The sequence below is a fragment of the Streptomyces fractus genome (assembly GCF_049844455.1).
In the GTDB taxonomy this organism is placed as follows: Bacteria; Actinomycetota; Actinomycetes; order Streptomycetales; family Streptomycetaceae; genus Streptomyces; species Streptomyces fractus.
Genome location: NZ_JBMYHI010000002.1, coordinates 8830427 through 8845470, shown reverse-complemented (window position 1 = coordinate 8845470; position 15044 = coordinate 8830427). Strand labels below are relative to the sequence as shown.

Annotated in this window: 11 protein-coding genes; 9 read left to right on the top strand and 2 right to left on the bottom strand. The window is 67.7% G+C overall.

The annotated features are described in order from the left end of the window. Positions 1 to 181 precede the first annotated feature (181 nt). A complete protein-coding gene (locus ACP4E5_RS42265; protein ID WP_425839304.1) occupies positions 182 to 1099 on the top strand; it encodes a LysR family transcriptional regulator in 918 nt (305 codons plus the stop codon). Between the two features lie 18 nt (positions 1100 to 1117). Here the strand turns inward: ACP4E5_RS42265 and ACP4E5_RS42260 are convergent, their stop codons facing one another. Continuing rightward, positions 1118 to 2758, bottom strand: a complete 1641-nt coding sequence (locus ACP4E5_RS42260) for a tannase/feruloyl esterase family alpha/beta hydrolase (RefSeq protein WP_425839301.1) — start codon at positions 2756 to 2758, stop codon at positions 1118 to 1120. Between the two features lie 187 nt (positions 2759 to 2945). Then, positions 2946 to 3938 carry a LacI family DNA-binding transcriptional regulator gene (locus ACP4E5_RS42255; RefSeq protein ID WP_425842079.1) on the bottom strand — a complete coding sequence of 331 codons (993 nt, stop codon included), beginning with the start codon at positions 3936 to 3938 and terminating at the stop codon, positions 2946 to 2948. A 320-nt stretch (positions 3939 to 4258) separates the two neighbouring features. On the opposite strand from ACP4E5_RS42255, the gene ACP4E5_RS42250 reads away from it, so the two are divergent. The 8 genes from ACP4E5_RS42250 to ACP4E5_RS42215 all read left to right on the top strand — a co-directional run bounded on the left by ACP4E5_RS42250 (position 4259) and on the right by ACP4E5_RS42215 (position 15031). Further along, the gene (locus ACP4E5_RS42250; protein WP_425839298.1) at positions 4259 to 5770 is read left to right on the top strand and encodes an ABC transporter substrate-binding protein; all 1512 of its coding nucleotides are present in this window, start codon (positions 4259 to 4261) and stop codon (positions 5768 to 5770) included. Beyond that, entirely contained in the window at positions 5770 to 6720 is a 951-nt protein-coding gene (locus ACP4E5_RS42245) for an ABC transporter permease (RefSeq protein WP_425839295.1), read from the top strand. Before ACP4E5_RS42250 ends, ACP4E5_RS42245 begins: the two co-directional genes overlap by 1 nt. Then, positions 6717 to 8603: a dipeptide/oligopeptide/nickel ABC transporter permease/ATP-binding protein gene (locus tag ACP4E5_RS42240; protein WP_425839293.1), complete on the top strand. Its 1887-nt coding sequence runs from the start codon at positions 6717 to 6719 to the stop codon at positions 8601 to 8603. The genes ACP4E5_RS42245 and ACP4E5_RS42240 overlap by 4 nt, the downstream gene beginning before the upstream one ends. Further along, a complete protein-coding gene (locus ACP4E5_RS42235) occupies positions 8600 to 9628 on the top strand; it encodes an oligopeptide/dipeptide ABC transporter ATP-binding protein (RefSeq protein WP_425839291.1) in 1029 nt (342 codons plus the stop codon). The genes ACP4E5_RS42240 and ACP4E5_RS42235 overlap by 4 nt, the downstream gene beginning before the upstream one ends. A 25-nt stretch (positions 9629 to 9653) precedes the next feature. Beyond that, on the top strand, positions 9654 to 10811 hold the full coding sequence (locus ACP4E5_RS42230) for a serine hydrolase domain-containing protein (protein WP_425839289.1): 1158 nt from the start codon (positions 9654 to 9656) through the stop codon (positions 10809 to 10811). Between the two features lie 58 nt (positions 10812 to 10869). Continuing rightward, entirely contained in the window at positions 10870 to 11826 is a 957-nt protein-coding gene (locus ACP4E5_RS42225; protein WP_425839286.1) for an alpha/beta hydrolase, read from the top strand. Positions 11827 to 11986: 160 nt separating this feature from the next. After that, positions 11987 to 13552 (top strand): carboxylesterase/lipase family protein, encoded by a 1566-nt coding sequence (locus tag ACP4E5_RS42220; protein WP_425839283.1) that lies wholly within the window; start codon positions 11987 to 11989, stop codon positions 13550 to 13552. Positions 13553 to 13849: 297 nt separating this feature from the next. Next, positions 13850 to 15031, top strand: coding sequence for an alpha/beta hydrolase family protein (locus tag ACP4E5_RS42215; RefSeq protein ID WP_425839281.1), 1182 nt, complete (start codon positions 13850 to 13852; stop codon positions 15029 to 15031). Positions 15032 to 15044 lie beyond the last annotated feature (13 nt).

The window sequence follows — 15044 nt, the reverse complement described above, 5'->3', positions numbered from 1 at the left end:
GGCGCCGTCCGGGCGTGTCGCGGCGGTGGAGAGCGGGCCGCGATCGGACGAGCGGCGCGGCTGTGGGGAGCGGCGGGAGCCGCCAGCCGGGGCTATGCGACTGAGTGTCGATCGACAGGAATGTGTGGTCAATGTGTCGTGAGGCGCCTGATTCGCAGTGTCGCCCTGCAATAATGTGCATATGCAGACCTCGCGACCGAGCGCCGACGACCTCCTCGTCCTTCTGGAGGTCGCGCGCAGCGGCAGGTTCAGCAGGGCGGCGGAGACGCTGCGCGTGAATCAGGTGACCGTCTCGCGCCGGATCACCGCGCTGGAACGAGCGGTCGGTGGGCGGCTGCTGGTGCGTGCGGCCGCCGGATGGGAGCTCACCGAGCTCGGGCAGCGTGCGGTCGCCGCCGCGGAACAGGTCGATGGCGTGCTGCAGAAGCTGGAGTCCGGGTCCGAGGTCGGGGCGGAGATCGAGGACGTAGTCCGGCTGTCCGCCACGGACGGGTTCTCCACGTTCATCGCGGCACCCGCGGCGGCCCGCCTGCACCAGGCGCACCCGGGGATCAGTGTCGAGATCGTCTCCGCGACTCGGCGCGCGGCCCAGAACCGGTCCGGTGTGGACATCGAGATCGTCGTCGGCGAGCCGCGGGTGGTGCGCGCCAAGGCCCTTCGGCTCGGCGGCTACATTCTCGGCCTGTACGCGACCCGCGACTACCTCGGCCGCCACGGTTCACCGAGCGGCCTGGATGACCTGGCCCGGCACCGCCTGATCTACTTCATCTCCTCGATGCTTCAGGTCGACGACCTCGACGTGGGCCGCCGCTATCTCCCGGAGATGCGCGACGCGGTGACCTCCACCAATGTGTTCGCCCACATCGAGGCCACGCGCGCCGGGGGCGGCATCGGACTCTTGCCGACCTTCATGGTGGCCCGCTACAGCGACCTCGTCAGGCTCTTGCCCGACGAGGTCGAGTTGGAGATGGACTACTGGCTGGTCACCCGTGAGGACACCCTCCGTCGACCGGCAGTGGCCGCCATGGTGGACCAACTCATGCACACCATGCGGAAGATGGAGGCAGGCGTCTCCCTTCCGCGCTCTTCGGACGCGTGACGACCGCGCGGGCCACGCTCAGGAACGGACACAGGTGAAGCTTCCGGCCTGGTCGGGGTCGCCCGATCCGTCGTACTTGGGCCACTCCGGGTACGAGCACAGGGGCCGAGTGCGGCCGGCGGTCGCGGTGCTGGTGTCGGACACGACAGCGTTGTGCGGTGCTCGTCCTTCCTCGCTCCACCGCTGCACGGCTGTCACCGAGTCCCAGCTGGGCGAGAAGGGCGTGAACCCGCCGTGGCCCGCACCGGGGATGGTGTACATCCGCAGGAACTTCGAGGTCGCCCGCTCCCCCATCGTCGAGCGAACACGCTGGTAGTACTGGGCGGTGGACCGGTGACTGGCGATCGGGTCCGCAGTGCCGTGCAGGAGCAGCAGCTTCCCTCCGGCCTTGGCAAAAGCGGAGAGGTCGGAGTCGTTGACGTCCTGCATGCCGGCCAGTTCGCTGATGCGCGCCTTCCATTTCCCGGGGTTGCGGGGGTCGAGTTTCAGGGAGTCGTAGCCGGGATCGCGGGTGACGAAGTACTTGACCCACTGATCCCAGAAGTGGATGCCGAAGCTGTTGAGGATGTCCACGGGCTGCGATGGTGGCTTGTTACCGATCGAGAACACCGGCGTCGCCACGTTCGCGCCCGACAGGTAGGGCAGGCCGGGGTATCCGCGCTCGCCGCTGCCGAGTTTGTACCCCCAGTCGACAGGTGAAGACAGGTCCTGGATCGCCTTGATCTGGGGGTCCGACAGGCACTGGTCACCGGCGTCCTCGCCGTCGGGGCACCGCAGTACGCGCGGATCGAAGTCGCAGCCTGCCTCGTCGGAGATGATGCCGTCGCGCACTCCGTCGTCACCGTCGCAGGTCTGCATGACGTGGTCGTAGACCAGCTGTTGTTTCGCCGTATTAGGGAAAGCGCCGGGCCGTTGAAGGACCTGCGCCATGTAGCCGAACCAGAGGTCGAGGCTGGCGGCGTTGCCCGCGGGGTACACGGAGATCACCCCGTCGAAGTCGCGGGGCCAGCGCTGCGCCACCGCCAGTGCCTCCCGGCCGCCGCTGGATCCGCCCGCGAAGTAGGAGTGCTCCGCCCGCATGCCGTAGTGCTTGGCGATGAGGAACATCGCTGCGTCGCGGGTCTTCTTGAGGGCGTCTCCTGAGAAGTTGCGAACTGCCTCGTCATTGACACCGAAGGAGCCGGAGTTGGTGTCTCCCGGCACGTTCTGGTGGCCGGAGTCACTGGCGAAGACGGCGAAGCCGCGGCCGAGCGGAGTGGCCTTGTCCGTCGCTCCGAAGGGAATGTTGTCGGTGAGCGGCGGAATCGACCCGTCGTATCCGCCCCCTCCGAACATGAAGGCCCTGCGGTTCCACTCGGCCGGCAACGCGACCCGCATCTGGATGCTCGGGGCTTCGGGGTCCACGGGAAGCAGCTCCGCGTCGACCTGGCAGTACTCACCGATCGACGCGGAGCCGGTCCCCGAGGCAGGCACCGTCTTCGCCCCCGTGACGCGTCCTCCTGAAGTGGGAAGCCCCAGCGACTTGGCGGGGATTGCCGATCCCGCGAGTGCCGCACACGCCTCGGGGGCCCGGGCGGTGGCGCCGACTGCCGGGGCGGAGAATGCGGCGGGCACCGTGAGTACGGCGAGTGCTGATGCGGCCGCGATGACGGATCTCATGGCCTCTCCTCGGAATCTGCCATGACGGTGCCGGGGCCGCGCGCGGAACGCGCCCGACGCACCGTCGAAAGGTGGCGGTGACTGTGGCCGCCGCAACGTTAGGCACCGGCAGCAGTGCATGAGAATGCGCTGACAATGAACACTTGCGCAGCCACCAACTGCACTTCTGTTCAAGCGCTTTGATCCGTCAGGCCGACTCGCGGATGACCACTCGGGCGACTTCGCTCTGTCGGCGCGGAAATTGGTTCGGGTGTTCCAGACCGTGCAGGACCGACTCGGCCAGCTCGGCGGCCACCGTCGCCAGGTGCTGGTTGACGGTGGTCAGCGGTGGTGCGGCGAATGGCGCCAACGGGATGTCGTCGACACCGATGACAGCCAGGGCATCGGGCGCTGACAGTCCCGCGGCCCGCATCCCTGCCAGCAGCGCAAAGGCAACCTCGTCGTTGAAGGCACAGACTGCCGTGACGCCTTCGGCGACCCATCGCCGGGCATGTTCGGCCGCCGAGACGACGTCAAGTGGAACCTCGCGTACGGCCGGTGGGAAGAGGCCGCGTTCAACGCAGGCGCGCCGGACGCCTTCCAGACGCAACTCGTAGAAGTCATGCAGCCGACGGTCCGTGGGCGCGCCGTACCCGATGGCTTGGTGGCCACGCCCCGCGAGGTGGCCGACTTGGAGCAGCCCCACCCGGGACTGCGAGCGAGCCAGAGGGTCGTCCTCTCCGTTGTCGAGTCCCGGGTGCCAGACGTTGACAACGTGAGTGCCGACGGCCTCCATCTGAGCGCGCCGCTCGGCGTCGAGCGGGGCGAACAGCACCACGGCGCGGGGCGCGACATCCGCCCACAGCGTGTTGGTCGACTGTCCGGCTTCGATCCGCGTGATGACGGTCAGACCGTGACGTTCCAGGTCCTCGGTGAGGTGCTCGATCAGCTCGATCGCCGTGTGGCCGAGCGGTACGTCCGCCAGCAGCAACAGCACGACGTTGCTACGCCCCAGACGCAGGGTGCGAGCGGCAGCTGAGGGCGTGTATCCCAGCTTCGCCACCGCGGCGTAGACGCGCGCCTTGGTCTCGGCGGAGATTTTCTGGTTGCCGACGTTGTTGAGCACGTAGCTGACGGTCGGCTGTGAGACTCCCGCCTCCCGGGCCACGTCCGTGGCCGTGACGCGTCGTTCCCTCGCCATCGAGTCTCCCCCGGGATTCTTCGAGCCGACCTCTTGTGCCACTTCTAGCGGGCAGCTACGTTACCCCCACGTTTCGCTTCTACGTATAAGTAGCGCACTCCACGGTCCGCTAGACCTTCCGCTCCCCGGGCCTTGAGCACACCGCCACCTCGGCGCACCACTCTCCGCGGAGCCTCGAAAAGCACCCCACCAGTGCTCCTCCGCCTGCCTCGTTGAATCGTTCCACCCCAACCGCACACCGGGTCCCACGACGGGACAACCCCGCCTCGCCCCCGGACACCACGATGGAAAGAACGGAAACCATGCGCAGAATTCGGCTCTTGGCAGCGACCGCCACCGCGGCCACACTCATCGGCGTCTCCGCCTGCACGGACGAGTCAGGAGCCGCCGCGAACAAGTCCAACGCGGGCAGCCTGGCGTTCGCCACGACGTTCGGGCCGCTGATCTCGTTCGATCCCTGGTTGTCACCGTCGGGCGACAACCCGACGATCATCATGAACCAGATGGTCTACGACTCTCTGACACACGTCACACCGAATGGCAAGGTCACCCCGAGCCTGGCGACGTCGTGGAAGTACACGGACCCCAAGACCATGGTGCTGAAGTTGCGCAAGGGGGTGAAATTCGATGACGGCACACCACTCGACGCCGCAGCAGTGAAGGCGAACTTCGATTACGCCAAGAAGGCCGTACCTGCTGGCCAACGCACCGGCTACATTGCCGCGTTGACGAGCACGGTGGTCGACCCGACCACGCTGGAGCTGAAGTCCCCGACGCCGCAGCCCGATCTGCCGACGGACTTCGCCACCGGCGGTGGCTACATCGTCAACCCCAAGGCGCTCAAGCATCCGAGCTCGCTCAAGGCGAAGCCCGACGGGAGCGGTCCGTACAAGCTGACCCAGGCAACGTCCGGTCAGGAATGGAACTTCTCCCGGCGGGCCGGCCACTGGGACGCGAACGACTACCCGTACCAGAAGCTCACGATGCGCAACTACAGTTCCGTTCAAGCCCTGGACAACGCGATGAAGGCAGGTCAAGTACAGGCCGGAGTCGGACAGATGTCCTTCCTCGGCAGCGACCGCGCCGCAGGGCTGAACATCCACACGTCGTCGCCCACCACGGTCAGCGGGGTCTGGCTCAATGACCGGGCCGGCAAGATCTCGCCGGCGCTCGGCAAGGTGAAGGTGCGCCAAGCGCTCAACCATGCCGTAGACCGTGCCGCGATTCAGAAGGCCGTCTTCCACGGCATCGGCAAGCCGGCCTCTCTGATCGTCCCCAAGGGAATCGATGGCTTCGACGCCACGGCGAACGCCAAGTACACGTACGACCCCAAGAAGGCCAAGAAGCTGCTGGCCGAGGCCGGTTACCCGAACGGCTTCTCCTTCACGTACATGAGCGGCGCCGACGATCCGATGGCCCAGGCCGTCGCCGGCTACCTCCGCAAGGTCGGCGTCAAGATGAAGATCGCGACGCGCACCAGTGACTACGCGCAACAGCTGCGCTCGGGCAAGTGGGCTGCGTCCGGCTTCAGTTACACCATGGTGCCGCCCCTGCAGTCGATGTCGGAGCTGCTCGCTCCCAAGGGCCCGGGCAACTTCAATCGCTCGACAGATCCCGAGATCCAGGCACAGCTCAAGACCGCGCAGGAAGCCCCGGCCGACACCCGAAAGTCGGCCGCCGAGAAGTTGGTGACCACGGTCAACGACAAGGCCTGGTTCATGATCCTGAGTCACAACCCGACGATCTACGTCACCGGCAAGAAGGTCACGTGCGAGATCGGACAGCGCTCGGTGTGTCCGCTCTACACGTTCCGGCCGACGCAGGAGAAGTGATGCGGCCCATGCCCCGGCTGGCCCTCACCCGACTCGGACTGGCCGTTCCCATGCTGTTCGTGGTCGCGACGGCTACCTTCTTCCTCGAACAGTTGGTGCCTGGCGACCCCGGTAGTTTCATTCTCGGTCAGGACGCGAGCCACGCACAGATTGCCGACTTCAACGCGTCGATCGGCGTGGACCGGCCGATCCTCACCCAGTACGGAACGTGGCTCGGCAACGCCGTGCAGGGCGACTTCGGCGCGTCGTGGGTCAGCCGGTCGCAGGTCGTGGACACGCTCACCGGCGCGCTGCCCGTCACTCTGTCCCTGGCGGCACTTGCCCTGTTGGTGATCGTGGTGGGAGGCATCGCGCTCGGTACGTACGCGGCGCTTCGCCCCGGCTGGATCGACCGCTTCGTCCAGGGCGCCGCCGGGCTCATCATCGCGCTGCCGAACTTCTGGCTCGGTCTGGGCCTGATCCTGGTGCTCGCGGTGAAGGCCAGTCTGCTGCCGCCGGCCGGTTACGTGTCGCTGACATCGCCGGGTCAGTGGCTGCAGTCGTTGATCCTTCCGGTGGTGGCTCTGGCGATCGGCCCGCTCGTCGTCCTGGCTCTTCAGGTGCGCAGCGCGATGGTCGACGTTCTGGCCAAGGACTACATCCGCACGCTCCGCGCCGCCGGCCTCCCTCACCGTTCGGTGCTCTACAGGCACGCGCTGCGCAACTGCATGCCACCAGTCCTGACGACGATCGGCTTCCAGCTGCTGGGGCTGCTTGCCGGAACGGTCATCATCGAGCAGATGTTCAACCTGCCGGGTCTCGGCAGCGTGATGCTCAACAGCGTGAACCAGCATGACGTGCCCGTGGTGCAGGGCATTGTGCTGCTGCTCGCCGTCTTCGTCGTGCTGGTCAATCTTCTGACCGACGTGGGGGCGACTGCCCTCAACCCCCGCGCGAGGGAGCGCACATGAAGCCCCGCACATGGCTCGGCATGTTCCGGTCCCCGGTCGCCGCGCTTTCCCTGCTCTGGATCGTCGCGCTCTGCGTGGTCAGTGCCTTCCCCTCCTGGTTCGCCCCGCACGATCCGCTGACTCAGGATCTCGCCGACGTCCATCAGCTGCCTTCCGCCGAGCATCTGCTCGGCACGGACGGCCTGGGCCGCGACGTGCTGTCCCGGCTGATGTTCGGCGGCGGTGACCTCCTGTGGGGTGCAGCCCTGGCCACTGGTGTCTCGCTGGTGGTCGGCGTGCCGGCCGGACTGGTCGCCGGATTCTCCGGAAAGGCAACGGACCGCGTGCTGTCCTGGCTGGCAGACCTGAGTTTCGCGCTCCCGGCATTCGTCGTGCTGATCGCGCTATCCGCCATCTATCCACAGAACACCGCACTGTTGATGGCCGTGCTCGGCTTCGTTTCGGCCGGCGGGGTCCTGCGGCTTACCCGAAATCTGGCCCGGGCCGTGAGGAACGAGCTGTATGTCGATGCCGCACAACTGGCCGGGCAGCCGCGGCGGCGGATCTTGTTCCGCCACATCCTGCCGGTCGTCGCTGCGCCGATCCTGGTGCAAGCCGTGATCGGGATGGCCGCCGGAGTGGTGGTTCTGGCCTCGCTGTCCTTCCTCGGACTCGGCAGTGATCCCGAGCAGCCCAGCTGGGGTCAGATGATCTTCGAGGCGAGCCAGAACATCACTCAGGAACCGTGGCTCATGGTGCCCGGCGGCTTGGCTCTGATTCTGACCGTGATGGCCCTGAACTTCCTGGGAACCTCGGCGCGTTCGCTGATCCCCGGAACGCGAACCTCGGCCCGAGTCCGTCCCGTACCGCCCGCCCGTGCACCGTCCCCGCCCGCTTCCCATGCGACCAGGGCCGAGCCGCTGCTGGCGATCCAGGACCTCACCGTGTCCTTCCCCGTGCCGGGGCAACGTACGGTCCAACCCGTACTCGACCACGTCAACCTGGAGGTTGCCGCCGGGCAGACTGTCGGCCTGGTCGGCGAGTCCGGGTGCGGCAAGTCCATGACCGCCCTGGCGATCCCCGGTCTGATACCCAGCCCGGGCGCCGTCACCGGCGGCTCGGTCCGGTTCTCCGGTGAGGAGCTCGTCGGACTGCGGGACCGTCAACTGGCGCGCGTACGCGGGCGTCGAGTCGGCCTTGTATCGCAGGAACCCATGACGGCGCTGGATCCCTCCTTCACCGTGGGCAGTCAGCTACGGGAAGTGCTCCGACGTACTGCGGGTATTCCACGAGCCGACGTGCATCGTCGCTGTCTGGAGTTGCTCGACGAGGTGGGCATCGCCGCCCCCGAAAGAACCGCCGCCAGCTACCCGCACCAGATATCCGGCGGCATGGCTCAGCGCGTAGCCATTGCCATCGCGCTCGCCGGCGAGCCGCAGCTCCTCATCGCCGACGAGCCCACGACCGCCCTCGACGTCACGGTCCAGGCCGAGATCCTCGACCTGCTGCGCGCTCTCAAGGACAAAAGGGGCATGGCCCTGCTGTTGGTGACTCACAACTTCGGAGTGGTGGCCGATGTCTGTGACCGAGTGGCTGTCATGTACGCCGGCCAGGTCGTCGAACAGGGCGAGGTCTCGGAGGTGCTGTCCACACCTCAACATCCCTACACGGCCGGCCTGTTGGCGGCCACCCCCGAGGCGGCCGCCGGAACGCAACGACTGCGGGCTATCGCCGGCGTGGTCCCACAGCCGCGCGACTGGCCCACGGGGTGCCGATTCGCGGGCCGGTGCGGCTTCGCGCAGGACCAGTGCAGGTCGGCTCCGATCGAGCTACTGACGACCACCGACGACCATGCCGCGCGCTGCGTCCGCGTTCGGGAACTCACCATGGAGGCACAGCGATGAGCGATCTGCTCTCGATCGAGCGGGTGACCGTCGCCTATCCCGGACGGCCGCCCGCGGTGGACGCCGTCTCGCTCACCGTCGCACGCGGCGAGACGGTCGGACTCGTCGGCGAGTCCGGGTCCGGCAAGACCACGCTCGGCCGGGCCGTGCTGGGCCTGGTACCGGTCACTGACGGTCGGATCGTTTTCGACGGGGCCGACATCGGCCACCTGCCCGCGGTCGACCGCGGGCAGGCCGTGCGACGGATCCAGACGGTCTTCCAGGACCCGAACGGCTCCCTGAATCCGGCCCGCATGGTGGGCGAGAGCGTGGTGGAGGCACTCGCGGCACGCGACCGGCTGTCACGCGCCGAACGCCGCGGCCGGGCAGGCGAGTTGCTGGATCGGGTCGGACTGCCCGCTGCTGCTGCCGACCGATATCCGCACGAGTTCTCCGGCGGTCAGCGGCAGCGCATCGCCATCGCCCGGGCCCTCGCAGCCGAGCCCGACCTGATCGTTTGCGACGAACCCACCAGCGCACTGGACCTGTCGACGCAGGCGCAGATGCTCAACCTGCTGGCCGACCTGCAGGCCGAGCGGGGCCTTGCCTACCTGTTCATCAGCCACGATCTGGCCGTGGTCCGGCACATCGCCGACCGGATCACGGTCCTCTATCAGGGGCGGACGATGGAGAGCGGAACCTCGCAATCGGTCAGCGTTGAACCTCAACACCCATACACGCAGGCATTGCAGGCGTCCGCCCCCGTGGCCGATGTCGCCACGCAGCGGGCTCGGCGGGAGACACGGATCGCGGCAGCCACAGCTGCGCGCGGGCAGATTCACGCTGACGGAGCCGACAGTTGCCCCTTCGCTTCGCGCTGCCCGCAGGCGGAAGCCATCTGCGGGACACGGCGTCCACGTGAGGTCGCCCATAAGGAAACCCGGCTCGCCTGCCACCTCTTCGACCCGGCCTCCGGCCATTCCGGCGAACCGCACACTCTGCGCCCCGCGAAGCCCTCCGGCAGCTGTGACGCCCTCACCGGCTGAACCCATAAGGAGACAAGTGCCACTCATGAATCTGAACAACCAGCATCTGACCGCGCTGCGGGCCTGCGTGCAGTCCGCCGTCGACGACGGCACCTGGCCGGCGGCCCAGTTCGCGGTGGCCCGCGACGGCGAACTCCAGGCAGTCGAATCGTTCGGCCAGACTTCCGACTCCGACCGGTTCTGCCTGTTCTCGGCGACGAAGCCGGTCTTCGCCTCCCTGGTGTGGCAACTGATCGGTGAGGGACTCCTCCGTCTCGACACCCGAATCGCCGACATATGGCCGCGCTTCGGCGCCAACGGCAAGGACGACATCACGCTCGAGCAAGTCCTGCTGCACACCGGTGGGTTCCCCACCGCCACTATCGACCGGGACCTCATCACCGCGCGCGACAGCCGGGCCGCGCAGATGGAGGACTGGAAGACGGAGTGGGAGCCCGGCACCCGCTACGAGTACCACGGCACCTCCGCGCACTGGGTGCTGTCTGAAGTCGTCAGCCGGGTGACAGGCCAGGATCATCGGCAGGCGCTGCGAAGCCGTGTCCTGGATCCGCTGGGCCTGGACCGGCTTGAGCTGGGCGTGGCGGAGTCGCGGCAGAACGACTTCCATCGTGTCGTCGCCACCGGTGCACACGCGGTGGAGGCCATGCAGGAACTGACGGGAGCGCCCGTGGACGCCGACGCCATGGAAGCCAACATGCAAGAGGCGATGCTCCTCGCCAACGACCCTGAACTGGTCGCGGTCGGCGTTCCAGGCGGCAACGCGTTCTCCAGCGCCGCGGACGTGGCGATGTTCTACCAGGCCCTGCTGCATGACGAGTTGGGGCTGTGGAACCCAGACGTACTCGCGCAGGCCACCGGTGAAATCCGCAACTCCTTCCCCGACCCACTACGAGGCGGCGCCGGCGCCAACCGGACCATCGGCGTGATGGTCACGGGGCCCGACGACGGCTCCGTACTGGAATTCCCCTCGCTCGGGCTCACCGTGCCGATGCGACCATTTGGGCCGACTGTCTCGGAACGCGCCTTCGGACACGGCGGATTCGGTGGACAGACCGCGTGGGCCGACCCCGCGACCGGGCTGTCGTTCTGCCTGCTGGTCAACGGCATGGCCCGTGACGCCCTTGCCGATTTCCAGCGGCACATCGAGATCGAGTCCCACGCCGCACGGTGCGCCACGGACTGAACGGCGTCCACGTCCAAGCATTCGGCCCCACCTGCACGACCACGAAAGCCAGGCCCTCATGAGTACGACCGACAACGGCACCAGCAGCGCATCCTCGCAGCCGGAGCAGTCCGCCCTCGACTCCCTGTTCACCCCCTTCACCGCCGACGAGACCGCATCGTCAGCCAAGCACGCGGCCACGTTCCCCCTGTGGCCGGGTGCCGCTCCCGGCTCCGAGGACTGGCCCCACGAGGAACAGGCCCTCCACGGCCCCGACGGCAGCCTCGCCCTGCGCAATGTCGTCGTCCCCACCCTCACGCCGTACCTGCCCAGTGTCGCCAAGGCGACCGGTGCGGCGGCCGTCGTGGCGCCTGGCGGTGGATTCATCATGCTGTCGGCGCAGAGCGAAGGGGCTGACGCCGCCGAGTGGTTGTGCCGGCGCGGGATCGCCGCCTTCGTCCTGAATTACCGGCTTGCCTACAGCGGCGCGACACCTGCCGAGTTCGTACGGCACATTCAGTCGCACCTGGCTCCCGAGCACGTGGGCCCCTCCCCCGCACGCACCATCACCGATGTGTCGCGGGGCGTGCCTGCCCTGGCGCTGTCGGACCTGCACCGCGCTCTCGCGACGGTCCGGCAGCGTGCCGGCGAGTGGCACATCGACACCGACCGGGTCGGGGTCCTCGGTTTCTCCGCAGGTGGCTACCTGGCCACGAACTCGGTCCTCGGTGAAGACCCCCTCCAGAACCCCGATTTCGTCGCCGGAATCTACTGCGGGTTCACCGAGCACAGCCCGGTTCCCGAGCAGGCACCTCCGCTGTTTTCGATGGTGGCTGCCGACGACCCGCTGGTCTTCCCCGACGCGTTGCGGACGATCGGGGCCTGGCAGTCCGCGGGCCGTCCCGTCGAGGCGCACGTCTACGCCGACGGCGGCCACGGATTCGGCCTCAACAAGACCGGCAAGTCCGTCGACACCTGGCTGGACCGGTTCGAGGACTGGCTCACCGGACTCGGGCTCACAGCGCCCCGGACCTGACCGACGGGCAGGCACACCTCAGCCCCGCCACGACCGACCATCTCCTACTCTCCACCGCGGGTCCAGCTCGCGAGGAAGGACGACCATGCCGAACGCGCCACGTCGAACCGTGTTAGTGCATCGCCGCAGACCGGCAGGTGAGCGGCGGGCCGGGCGATTGGTGGAAGCCGCCGCACTCGTGATCGCCGTGCTCGCCGCCCTGCTGACAGCCTCGCCGGCCGGTGCCCAGACCGCTGCCGACCCATCGGTCGTCTCCACGGACAAGGGCGCGGTGCGCGGGAACGTCACCGATGGCTACCGCACGTTCAAGGGTATTCCCTTCGCCGCGCCGCCGACGGGCGACCTGCGCTGGAAACCGCCGCGGCCCGCCACTGCATGGAGCGGGATCCGCGACGCCACCCAGAAGGGCAGTTCCTGTGTGCAGGGAAGCGCGGAGGCCAGTACGGGCTCCGAGGACTGCCTCTTCCTCAATGTCACCACTCCGCTGTCCGCCGAGAGTTCGCCGACTGGACGACCGGTCATGGTGTACATCCACGGCGGCTCGTTCACCGGAGGCAGCGGCGACATCGACGCGAGCCGCCTCTCCACGGACGGGAACGTCATCGTCGTCTCCCTTAACTATCGGCTCGGCGTCTTCGGCTTCCTGGGCCATCCCGGTCTGGACACCTCCGAGAGCAGCTCAGGCAACTTCGGGCTCCAGGACCAACAGGCCGGACTGCGCTGGGTGCAGCACAACATCGCGGCATTCGGCGGGGATCCTGACAACGTCACGCTTTTCGGCGGCTCGGCCGGCGCCATGAGCGTCTGCTACCAACTCGCCTCACCGGACACGGTGGGCCTCTTCGACAAGGCCATCATGGAGAGCGGCTCGTGCACCGCCAAGATCGGCACGCTTCCCGAGGCCGAGAAGTCCCACGCCCGGTTCACGGAGCAGGCCGGCTGCACAGGTTCTGGCGCCGAGACAGCCGCGTGTCTGCGCGGCAAGAGCAGCGCGGAGATCCTCAAGGCGTCGGTCACCGGCGACAATTTCAACTGGTCCCCGCTCGCGGGGACCAGCACCCTTCCTCAGCAGCCGGCGGAAGGGATCGCCGACAGACCGGGACCACCGATACCCACCATCTACGGCGGCAACACCGACGAGGCGAGCGTGTTCATGGCGCTTCAGTTCGACCTCGCGGGCAATCCCGTCACTGCTGACAGCTACAAGAGCCAAATCCGCGCGGGGTACGGCGACGACGCCGACGCAGTGCTGGCGAAGTACCCGGTGTCCGACTACTCCTCGCCCCTCACGGCACTGTCCACCGTGATGAGCGACTGCGGAATTCCGTCGCTGCTGAGTTGGTGCTCGTACCTGCGGAGCGCAAAGGTGCTCAGCCAGAAGGCGCCCGTGTACGTCTACGAGTTCGCCGACACCACGGTGCGCCAACTGTTCCCCGGCCTGAACCTCGGCGTGTACCACGGCGCCGAGGCCAGCTACGTCTTCCCCGGCCTGCTGGGGGAAATGACGCCGGAACAGCAGGCTCTGAGCGATCAGATGGTCGACTACTGGACCCGCTTCGCGGCGACGGGCGACCCCAACGGTCACGGGTCGCCGGCCTGGCCCGCCTATCGGGAGTCGAACGACGCCCTGCACCTCGCGACCGGGTCGAACGGCATCCGCACATTCGACGTCGCGGAGCGGCACAAGATCGGCTTCTGGAACAAGCACCCGGTCCCCGGAATCTGACCGACCCGCCGAACCTCCACTGGAGCGGCAGCCGGCCTGACGCTGCCCACTCGGCGTCTTGGCGGCTGCCGCTCGTCACTCGTGCATCAACCAAAGGAGATCCTTGTGCGACTTCGGAGAAGCGCGTCCATGTTCGCGGCCTGCGCAGCGACCGTCTTGCTCGTCGGGGCCGGCGGACAGGCGACGGCCGCGGATGATCCGGGCGACGGATCCCAGCCTCTGCCTGGCTACACCGTCAACAACCCACCCCTGGCTCCGATACAGACCGACAGCGGTCCCACCCGTGTCATCCAGGGCATGCACCAGCACGCCGCGTTCGACTTCGAGGTACCACCGAAGTGGAACGGCGAACTGGTCATCTGGGCGCACGGATTCACCGGCTCGAACAAGGTCCTCACGGTCGACGCGCCGCCCTTCGGTCTGCGCGAGTCGCTCCTCAAGCAGGGCTATGCCTGGGCTGCGTCGAGTTTCCCGACCACCGGATACGACGCGGGTTCCGGTGTCAGCAGCTCACGGGCGCTCGCCGAGTACGCGGCAACGAACATGCTCGGTCACCGGCCCAGCCGCACCTATATCGTCGGTGGCTCGATGGGCGGTCACGTGGTGGCTCGCTCCCTTGAGGAGTACCCGGACTACTACGCCGGAGCGCTGTCCCTGTGCGGTCAACTCGGCGACAACCGCCTTTTCGACTACTACCTGGACGCGAACGTCACCGCGCAGGCGCTCTCCGGGGTCGATGCCTATCCGGCCGGCGAGGACTACGCGAGCACCGCGCTCCCCCTCATCCAGAAGCGTCTGGGCATCACCGACCTCAAACCGGGCGGTAACCCGACGACCGTGGCGGGCCAGCAGTACCAGAAGATGGTCACCGACCTTTCCGGTGGCCAACGCCCTGGCGCGGATGGGGCGTTGGGCATGTACGCCACGGCGCTCCTGGCCTTCGCCCCCGGTGGCCCGTCGGTGGCCCAGAACCTGTCCACGCGCTACACACCAACCTCGCCGGTGAACATCAACAACACCGTCGAACGTGTGGCGCCCGCCAGCTGGGACGAGCGCAACAGCATGGACCTCAACGGCATCCCGCGCATCACGGGGAACCCGCGCGTACCGGTGATGTCACTGCACGACATCGGCGACCTGTTCGTACCCCTGTCGATGGAGCAGACATACGCGAAGGAGGTCGCCGCCAACGGCCAGTCGCGCCTGCTCGTGCAGCGCGGAATCCGGGCCGCCAACCACTGTGACTTCACCAACGCCGAAGTAGGCAAGGCATGGAAGGACCTGACGGGGTGGGTCAAGGAGCGTACCGCCCACGGGAACAAGGCCGTTCGCCCCAAGGGCGACGACTTCACCGACCGGAGCGCCGTCGCGTCGCCCACCTTCGGCTGTCGCTTCAGCGACTCGTCGGCGCCGCAGAGCGAATCGCGAGATCTCTTCGCCACATGCCCCGACGGGGACACCAAGGGTGCCTCGCGGTGACGACACCCCGCTG

Coding starts and splice junctions, on each gene's coding strand:
- ACP4E5_RS42265 (WP_425839304.1), top strand. CDS start 182: ATGCAGACCTCGCGACCGAGCGCCGACGACCTCCTCGTCCTTCTGGAG.
- ACP4E5_RS42260 (WP_425839301.1), bottom strand. CDS start 2,758: ATGAGATCCGTCATCGCGGCCGCATCAGCACTCGCCGTACTCACGGTG.
- ACP4E5_RS42255 (WP_425842079.1), bottom strand. CDS start 3,938: ATGGCGAGGGAACGACGCGTCACGGCCACGGACGTGGCCCGGGAGGCG.
- ACP4E5_RS42245 (WP_425839295.1), top strand. CDS start 5,770: ATGCGGCCCATGCCCCGGCTGGCCCTCACCCGACTCGGACTGGCCGTT.
- ACP4E5_RS42240 (WP_425839293.1), top strand. CDS start 6,717: ATGAAGCCCCGCACATGGCTCGGCATGTTCCGGTCCCCGGTCGCCGCG.
- ACP4E5_RS42235 (WP_425839291.1), top strand. CDS start 8,600: ATGAGCGATCTGCTCTCGATCGAGCGGGTGACCGTCGCCTATCCCGGA.
- ACP4E5_RS42230 (WP_425839289.1), top strand. CDS start 9,654: ATGAATCTGAACAACCAGCATCTGACCGCGCTGCGGGCCTGCGTGCAG.
- ACP4E5_RS42225 (WP_425839286.1), top strand. CDS start 10,870: ATGAGTACGACCGACAACGGCACCAGCAGCGCATCCTCGCAGCCGGAG.
- ACP4E5_RS42215 (WP_425839281.1), top strand. CDS start 13,850: ATGCACCAGCACGCCGCGTTCGACTTCGAGGTACCACCGAAGTGGAAC.